The following is a 7,120-nucleotide window of genomic DNA, read 5'->3' on the forward strand; positions in this document are numbered from 1 at the left end:
CCCGCCCCAGCGGGTGCCCCGGCACCCGAGGCAGCCGGAGCGGGGCGCCGTGACGGTTTCAGCGGTCCAGCGCCGCGTCCAGCGTCATCGCGGCGGTGATGAGCGCCAGGTGCGTGAAGGCCTGCGGGAAGTTGCCCAGTTGCTCGCCCGTCGGGCCGATCTCCTCCGCGAACAGCCCGACGTGGTTGGCGTAGGTGAGCATCTTGTCGAACGCGTACCGGGCCTGCTCCAGGCGGCCCGCGCGGGCGAGGGCGTCCACGTACAGGAAGCTGCACAGGGAGAAGGTGCCCTCGGAGCCGCGCAGCCCGTCGGGGGAGGCGGCGGGGTCGTAGCGGTAGACCAGGCTGTCCGAGACGAGCTCGTCGTCCATCGCGTCCAGGGTGGACAGCCAGCGCGGGTCGCGCGGCGCGACGAAGCCGGTGATCGGCATCATCAGCAGCGAGGCGTCCAGTACGTCACTGCCGTAGTGCTGGACGAACGCCTTCCGCTCCGCGGACCAGCCGTGCTCCATCACCTGGTGCAGGACCGCGTCCCGGGCCGCGGTCCAGCGCGCCAGGTCGGCGGGACGGCTCATCTCCGTCGCCATCCGTACGGCACGGTCGAAGGCGACCCAGCACATCAGCCGGCTGTACGTGAAGTCCTGCCGCCCGCCCCGGGTCTCCCAGATGCCCTCGTCCGGGCGGTCCCAGTGGTCGCACAGCCAGTCCACCGTTGCCGCGAAGCGCAGCCAGCCGTCGTAGCCGGCCAGCTGTGCCAGGTCCCGGGCCTGCGCGAAGGCGAACACGGCCTCGCCGTAGATGTCGAGCTGGAGCTGGTCGGCGGCGCCGTTCCCGGCGCGGACCGGCGCCGAGCCGCGCCAGCCCTCCAGATGGCCGAGCACCTCCTCGTGCAGGTGCGGGTCGCCGTCCACCCGGTACATGATCTGCAGCGGCTCACCGCTGACCGTGCCACCGGCCTTGAGCCGGGCTCCCAGCCAGCGGCGGAAGGCGTCCGCCTCCTCGGTGAAGCCCAGGTCGACCATCGCGCGCACCGACAGCGAGGCGTCCCTGACCCAGGTGTAGCGGTAGTCCCAGTTGCGTTCGCCGCCGGGCTGCTCGGGCAGGCCCATGGTGGCGGCGGCGACCGGCGCGCCCGTCGGGGCGTAGGTGAGGAGCTTCAGGGTGATCGCCGAGCGGTTGACCTGCTGCTGCCAGCGGCCGCGGTACCGGCATCGGCTGGTCCACCCGTGCCAGAAGGCGCGCACGGAGTCGAAGGCTGCCGTCAGGCTCGCCTCGTCCTCCGGCACGGGCGGCTCGGCGCCGGGCGCGTCCACGGTGAGCACGGCAGCGGCCCGCTGACCGGCGCTCAGTTCCACCTCGGCCCGGACGTCCTCGCCGTCACGCTCCAGGGCGACGGCGCCGAGCACCTGGAGGCGGGCGGCGGCCGTGGCGCCGGTGAAGTGCGCGGTGCCGCCGTCGAGGACCAGTGCGTGGGCCTCCCTGCCGTAGTCGAACCGCGGCCGGCACTCCAGCGCGAAACGGACCGTGCCCCGCACCACCCGCAGCACCCGTACCAGGGTGTGACGGTCGGAGGGCAGGGTCGGGTCGTCGGCGAGCGGCATGAAATCGGCCACCTCGCCGACCCCGTCGGGGGTGAGGAAGCGGGTGAGCAGCACCGCGGTGTCGGCCAGGTACAGCTGGCGGACCGTCGTGCCGGGCGTGTCGACGGTGATCGAGAAGTGACCGCCGCGCTCGCTGTCGAGCAGCCTGCCGAAGACGCTGGGCGAGTCGAACCGCGGCGAACAGAACCAGTCCACGACCCCCTCGGCGGAGACCAGCGCACACGTCTGCAGGTCTCCGATGAGTCCGTGGTCGGCGATGGGCGGATAGCGGTGCATCGGCGGCGTCCTCGCGGGCTCGGTCGGCGGAAGGCGGTCCTCATGTCCACCCTCCGCCGCCCTGGCCCCGCCTGCCACCGGATCTGCGCCGAACAGGCCTGAGCCACGGTCAGGACGGCTGCGGCGCCGACGGGACGCGAACCCGCGGACGGAGGGGGCAGGCCCGCCCCCGCCCCCGTCACCACCTCGCTACAGTGACGCGATGACCGACCCCTGTCTCTGGCCCACGGACGCCCCCGGCGTACTGCGGCTGCCCTCCGGGCGCCTGGTGCGCGGGCGTGGTCTGCGGCGGCCCCTGCCCGAAGGACCCACCCCCGCCTTCGCCGTCCATCTCCTCGGCCGCCGGCCGCCCGAGACCCCATGGCCGTCGGTCTGGCTCCGCTGGCCCGACTTCCGGCTGCCGGCCGACCGCGCCGAGGCCCGCGAGGTCTTCGCCGACGCCTGGGAGAGGACGGCCGGTGAGCGCGTCGAGTTCGCCTGCGGCGGCGGGCGAGGCCGTACCGGAACCGCCCTCGCCTGCCTCGCCGTCCTCGACGGGGTCCCGCCCGCCGAAGCCGTGGCCTACGTCCGGCGCCACTACGACCGTCACGCGGTGGAGACGCCCTGGCAGCGCCGTTACGTGCGCGCCTTCACCCCGGCCTGAACGGGGCCCGGCACCCGCCGCCCGAGGGCCGCGGTCCCGGCCCGCCGGCCAGGCCCCGGTACGAGGCCGCCTCCCCCGTACGGCCGAGGAGGCTCGCTCCGGGGACCGACGCCCGGCCCCGTGCCCGTCGGCCACCGTGGAGCCATGACGAGAGAGAACGCACGGCCGGACGTTCCCCGCTGGGCCCGCGCCGCGGCCACGGGAGCCGCCCTCACCAACGTGCCGTCGGCGCTGTGGCGGCTCGCCATCGCCGTGGGCATCCCCGTGGGCCTCGCGCCGTCCGAGTACGAGCGGATGGGCGCCCCCGGCTGGGGGTCGCTCTTCCTGCTCGCGCTCAGCCTGGTCTCCGAAGTGTTCGCCTTCCTCACCCTCGGCCTCGTGCGAAGCTGGGGCGAGACGTGGCCGCGCTGGATCCCGTACCTCCGCGGCCGACGCGTCCCGGTCCTGGCGGCGACCGTGACCGCGGGTCTCGGCGCCCTGGCGACCACCGTCTACGGAGCCCTGTTCGTGTACACGTCGTTCCACGCCCGGATGGACGCCTCGACGTGGGGCACCTGGCTGCTCGACATCGCCTACGCGCCGCTCATCCTCTGGGGTCCGCTCCTGGCCGCCGTCACCGTGCACTACTACCGGCGCCGCACGGCGTCCGCGCGGCCGGGCGGGGACGGCCTGCGTTCGGCCGGGGTGAGGCCGCGCAGCGTCCACAGTCCGTACGCGGCGAGCAGGGGCTTGAACAGCGTCCACTCCCCGAGGCGGTAGTCCTCGGCCCGGACGAGTCTGTCGGCGAGATCGGGCCGCTGGCGGCGCAGATACGCGCGTGCCTTGAGCGCGTGGGCCGGCTGGGACACGATCACGATGCGCCGCGCGTCCTCGATGAGCGGCACCACGTGCGTGATGTTCTCCCAGGTGGTCGTGGACCGGTCCTCGACGAGAACGCGGCCCCCGTAGCGGAGGGCCGACCGCGCGTGGTCGGCCATCAGCCTCGCCTCGGCGACGTCGCCGCCCACCGGCCCCCCGCTGAAGACGACCACGGTGTCGGGCCCGGGATCCGGACCGACGGAGCGGAGCCCGGCACGGACCCGCCAGCGGTTGACGAGGTTGATCGACCCGGACGGGTTGCGGTAGCCGAGCACGACGACGGCCCTGGAACCGTCGGGGTCGGCATCGACCAGGGTCTTCGACCAGCGCCGGTTCAGCCACTCGCCCCAGACCAGGAGAGCGGCCCCGAAGGCCGGCACTGTCCACGCTCGCATGGCGAACGATCCTAGGGGGTGACCCGTCGACGCGTCGGCGTTCCCCGTGGGAGCCGCAGGAATTGCAGCGCCCTGCCGGACGGGCGACGCTGAGAACCCACACCGTGAAGGGGAGCAGCCAGCCATGGGCAATCCGGTCGTTGTCGGGGTGGACGGCTCGCCGACGAGTCTCGCCGCCGTGGAAGCAGCCGCCGCGGCAGCGGCACGGCGCGGTGTGCGGCTGCGGGTGGTGCACGCGGACGTCCCGGTCAAGCCCCGGCACACGGTGCCGGACCCGGCCTCCAGGACGCTCGTCGACGAAGCGGCGGCGCACGCCCTTCAGGTCGCTCCCGGGGTCGTGGTGACCAAGGCCGTGGTGCGGGGTGACGTGGTCCACGTGCTGGAGGCCGAGTCGGCGGAGGCGGACCTGATCGTCGTCGGCTCGCGGGGCATGGGCGGCATCACGGGCGTGCTCCTCGGATCCACGCCGGTGGCCCTGGCCGCCCGCAGCCACTGCCCGGTGATGACGGTCCGCGAGGAGCACCGGGCCTCCGCCGGCACGGGTCCGGTCGTGCTGGGAGTCGACGGTTCCCCGGACAGTGACGAGGCCGTCGACGTGGCCTTCGCCGAAGCGGCGCGGCGGCACACCGGGCTCGTCGCGGTGCACGCCTGGCACCCCGACAGGGCCGAGCCCGGCACCGGGCCCGAGTCCGCGGAGCGCCTGCTGGCCCAGGTGATCGCCGGGCGCGCCGACACCTATCCGGACGTCGTCGCGCGGCGCGACGTGGTGGAGGGCACGGAGCGCGAGGTCCTCCTGGAGGCGAGCAGGTCGGCCCAGCTGGTGGTCGTCGGTGCCCGGGGGCGCGGCGCGCTCGCGGGCCTGCTCCTGGGCTCGGTGAGCCAGGCCGTGATGACGCGCGCGCACTGCCCCGTGGTGACCGTGCGCGGGAGAGCCTGACGGACCGGACGCCGAGGACGTGTCCCCCGGCCGGTCACTCCAGGAACGCCGGTGCCAGCGCCGCCGTCATGAGGCGCTTCGGGGCGCCCGAGCCGTCGGCCGGGACGCTGTAGAGGTCCGCGCCGAAGTCGCCCGGCAGGGAGTACGAGATCGTGTGGTCGTCGAGCCAGACCGCCTGGTCGTCCACGCTGCGCGGCTCGGCCAGCGCGGTCTCCCGCAGAGTGGCCAGGTCCAGGGCGTACTCGTGCCAGGGAGCGTCCGCGGGCGCTCCCGCGACGCGCTTCTTGTAGACGATCCGGGTCTCGTCGGGCGACAGCGAGGGGCACTCCACGTTCTCGTGGAGGGTGGTGACCGTACGGGCCGTCAGGTCGCCGCGCACCAGGTAGGTCCGGCCGCCGGTGGCCATGGTCGCGTAGAAGTGCCGGTCGTCGCGGGAGAAGGTGACGCCCCAGAAGTTGGTGTCGGCGGCGTGGTGCTCCCTGCCGTCCTTCAGGACCCGGAACTCCTCCAGGGACGAGGTGAGCCGGCCCGTCCGGCTGTCCAGGACGGCGGTGCGGGTGGAGAAGCTCGCGCTGGCGTACGAGTCGCCGCCGACGAACACCGTCCAGGCGACCAGCCGGCCGGACGGCGAGACCCGGGCGCGGGTCGGGATGCCCGGCAGCGGGTAGTGGGCCCGTTCCTCGAGCGCCGCGTCGAGGACGACCGCCCGGTAGGTGTCGTCCACCGCCCCGCGCACGGCCTGGAGGCAGATGCCGGTGCCGCCGGCCGCGTGGAAGCGCAGGCACTTCACCCCGGACGCGGTCCGCGGACCGGCGGGGGAGCCGGCGGGCACGGTGACCAGCTCGTCGCGGTGCGGACCCCAGGCCATGTTGCGGAAGACGATCCGGCGGTCGGCACCGGCCGCGAGCGAGATCCGGCCGGATCCGATCGCCGGGCCGCCCGCCTGGGGGCGGTCCTTCTCGGCCGCCCGGTCGGCGGCGTGCAGCAGGGACGCGGCGGCCACGGCGCCGAGCACGGCGAGCGCCGCGAGCAGGACGAGCAGCCTGCCGCGCAGGGTCAGCGGGGTCATACGGGCGTGTCCTCCGAAGCGGTCGCGGTGGGCGGGGCCGTGGCCGGGCCCGGGGTCGTGTCGTGGCGGCCGGTGGGCCGCAGGGCGAACGCCGCCGCACCGCACACCGCGAGCAGGGCCGTCGCCGCGCCGGTCGCCCAGCGGTCGCCCCACGCGGTCCAGGCGGCGCCGAAGGCGATCGAGCAGCCGAACCGGGCGAGCGCCTGCCCGGTCTGGATCAGCGCGAGCCCGGACGAGCGGAGCCCGGACGGGACGCGGCCGGCCGCCGCGGCCATCAGGACGCCGTCGGTCGCCGCGTAGAAACCGCCGTGCAGCGCGAGGACCAGGAAGGGAAGGGCCGGGCTCCGCCAGCCGCTGAGCAGCGCTCCGTACACGAGCAGCAGGGCGACGTGGCCGCCGAGGAACATCCGCCCGCGGCCGACCCGGTCGGCGAGCCGTCCGAGCGGGACGGCGAGCAGCAGGAAGGCGGCGGCGGTACCGATCGGCAGCAGGGCGAACCACTGGTCGGAGACGCCGAGGCGCCGCTGCAGCAGCAGGAAGACGAAGGAGTCGCTGATCGTCGCGAGCCCCAGCAGGAAGGCGCACAGGGCGAGCCGGCGTACGTCGGGGATCCGGAGCAGGCCGAGCGCGGCCTTGAGCGAGGCGCGCGGCGGGCCGTCGGGCGCCGGGGCCGTCACGGGGCGGGGGCGTGACGGTACGAAGAGCAGCAGGACGAGCACGCCGGCCGCGGCCACGCAGAAGCTGACGGTGAACACGGCGTCGTAGCCGTCCGCCGCCTGCCGGAGGATCAGAAAGGCGACGAGGGGGCCGACGAGGGCGCCCGCGGTGTCCATCGCGCGGTGCACGCCGAAGGCCCGCCCGCGCGACTCCTCGGGGGACGCCAGCGAGATCAGCGCGTCACGCGGCGCGGTGCGCAGGCCCTTGCCGGTGCGGTCGGCGGCCAGCACCGCGCCGATCATCGGCAGTGAGCTCGCCACGAGGAGCAGGGGTTTGCACAGCGCCGAGAGCCCGTAGCCGAACGCCGCGACGGTCTTGTGCCGGCCGCCGCGGTCGGCGAGGTGCCCGCCGACGAGCCGGACGAGCGCGCTGAAGCCGTTGTACACACCGTCGAGCAGGCCGAAACCGAGCGGCGAGAGGCCGAGCCCGGCGACCAGGTAGAGCGGCAGGACGGCCGTGACCATCTCCGAGGACACGTCCGTGACGAGGCTGACGGTGCCGAGCGCGAGTACGGTCGGGGGGGCGGGGGGGCGCGCCCCCCCCCGCCCCGCGGCGGGGGGGGGGGGGCGCGGGGGGGGGGGGCGGGGGGGGGCGCGAGAGGAGCACGGGGGGGGAGGAGGGTGGA

General features: G+C 75.0%; 6 protein-coding genes. 2 read left to right on the forward strand and 4 right to left on the reverse strand.

Features of this window, described 5'->3' with window-relative positions; translation table 11 throughout:
• Positions 1–58: 58 nt before the first annotated feature.
• Positions 59–1,876 (reverse strand): glycoside hydrolase family 15 protein, encoded by a 1,818-nt coding sequence (locus ACFV2S_RS09960; protein WP_385555948.1) that lies wholly within the window; start codon positions 1,874–1,876, stop codon positions 59–61.
• A gap of 202 nt (positions 1,877–2,078) precedes the next feature.
• On the opposite strand from ACFV2S_RS09960, the gene ACFV2S_RS09965 reads away from it, so the two are divergent.
• Positions 2,079–2,519, forward strand: coding sequence for a protein phosphatase (locus ACFV2S_RS09965; RefSeq protein ID WP_385555950.1), 441 nt, complete (start codon positions 2,079–2,081; stop codon positions 2,517–2,519).
• Positions 2,520–3,145: 626 nt separating this feature from the next.
• On the opposite strand, the gene ACFV2S_RS09970 is transcribed toward ACFV2S_RS09965, so the two are convergent.
• Entirely contained in the window at positions 3,146–3,772 is a 627-nt protein-coding gene (locus ACFV2S_RS09970; RefSeq protein ID WP_385555952.1) for a YdcF family protein, read from the reverse strand.
• A 124-nt stretch (positions 3,773–3,896) separates the two neighbouring features.
• Here ACFV2S_RS09970 and ACFV2S_RS09975 point away from each other — a divergent pair, with 124 nt between their 5' ends.
• The gene (locus ACFV2S_RS09975) at positions 3,897–4,709 is read left to right on the forward strand and encodes a universal stress protein (RefSeq protein ID WP_385555954.1); all 813 of its coding nucleotides are present in this window, start codon (positions 3,897–3,899) and stop codon (positions 4,707–4,709) included.
• A 34-nt stretch (positions 4,710–4,743) separates the two neighbouring features.
• Here ACFV2S_RS09975 and ACFV2S_RS09980 read toward each other — a convergent pair whose 3' ends face one another.
• A complete protein-coding gene (locus ACFV2S_RS09980; RefSeq protein ID WP_385556249.1) occupies positions 4,744–5,769 on the reverse strand; it encodes a TolB-like translocation protein in 1,026 nt (341 codons plus the stop codon).
• 5 nt (positions 5,770–5,774) lie between these two features.
• The gene (locus tag ACFV2S_RS09985; protein ID WP_385556251.1) at positions 5,775–6,959 is read right to left on the reverse strand and encodes an MFS transporter; all 1,185 of its coding nucleotides are present in this window, start codon (positions 6,957–6,959) and stop codon (positions 5,775–5,777) included.
• Positions 6,960–7,120: the final 161 nt, after the last annotated feature.

This window comes from Streptomyces sp. NPDC059695, from assembly GCF_042733785.1.
In the GTDB taxonomy this organism is placed as follows: domain Bacteria; phylum Actinomycetota; class Actinomycetes; order Streptomycetales; family Streptomycetaceae; genus Streptomyces.

Excerpts from the sequence above, each read along its gene's own strand:
- ACFV2S_RS09970 (WP_385555952.1), bottom strand. The coding sequence starts at position 3,772 with ATGCGAGCGTGGACAGTGCCGGCCTTCGGGGCCGCTCTCCTGGTCTGG.
- ACFV2S_RS09965 (WP_385555950.1), top strand. The coding sequence starts at position 2,079 with ATGACCGACCCCTGTCTCTGGCCCACGGACGCCCCCGGCGTACTGCGG.
- ACFV2S_RS09960 (WP_385555948.1), bottom strand. The coding sequence starts at position 1,876 with ATGCACCGCTATCCGCCCATCGCCGACCACGGACTCATCGGAGACCTG.
- ACFV2S_RS09975 (WP_385555954.1), top strand. The coding sequence starts at position 3,897 with ATGGGCAATCCGGTCGTTGTCGGGGTGGACGGCTCGCCGACGAGTCTC.
- ACFV2S_RS09985 (WP_385556251.1), bottom strand. The coding sequence starts at position 6,959 with ATGGTCACGGCCGTCCTGCCGCTCTACCTGGTCGCCGGGCTCGGCCTC.